Here is a 451-nt window from a genome sequence, read left to right on the forward strand (position 1 = left end):
CCGGCGAGGTGACGCACTGGATCACGATGAACGAGATCCGCTGCTTCACGCTGCTGGCCTACGGCTATGGCACCAAGGCGCCGGGCCGCCAGGAGAGCGCGGCCATCGTCAACCAGACCTTCCACCATGCGCTGCTGTGCCATGGCCATGGCGTGCGTGCGGTGCGCGAGTTCGGTGGCGCGGGCGCGGTCGTCGGCCTGACCGACAACTGCGACGTCTGCATCCCCGTCACCGAGACGCCGGCGGACATCGCTGCGGCCAAGTCCTGGTTCCTGGAGAAGAACGCCCATGTGCTGGGCGCCATGCACGCCGGCCACTACCCGGCGGACTACCTGGCCCGGGGGGGGGCCCCCCCCCCCCCCGGGGGGCCCCCCGCCTAACACCACAACCGACAGCCCCCCCCCCACCACGCCCGGAACAACAACAAACGCACCACAGTGCGCGCCCCCAA

At 71.0% G+C, this 451-nt stretch carries 1 protein-coding gene; it reads left to right on the top strand.

Annotated features, from left to right (window positions below):
- Positions 1-380: family 1 glycosylhydrolase (locus ACG04R_RS28435; protein WP_394418195.1), on the top strand; the 380-nt coding region annotated here is incomplete at its 5' end.
- Positions 381-451 lie beyond the last annotated feature (71 nt).

The sequence above is a fragment of the Pelomonas candidula genome, from assembly GCF_043555985.1.
Taxonomy (GTDB): domain Bacteria; phylum Pseudomonadota; class Gammaproteobacteria; order Burkholderiales; family Burkholderiaceae_C; genus Pelomonas; species Pelomonas candidula.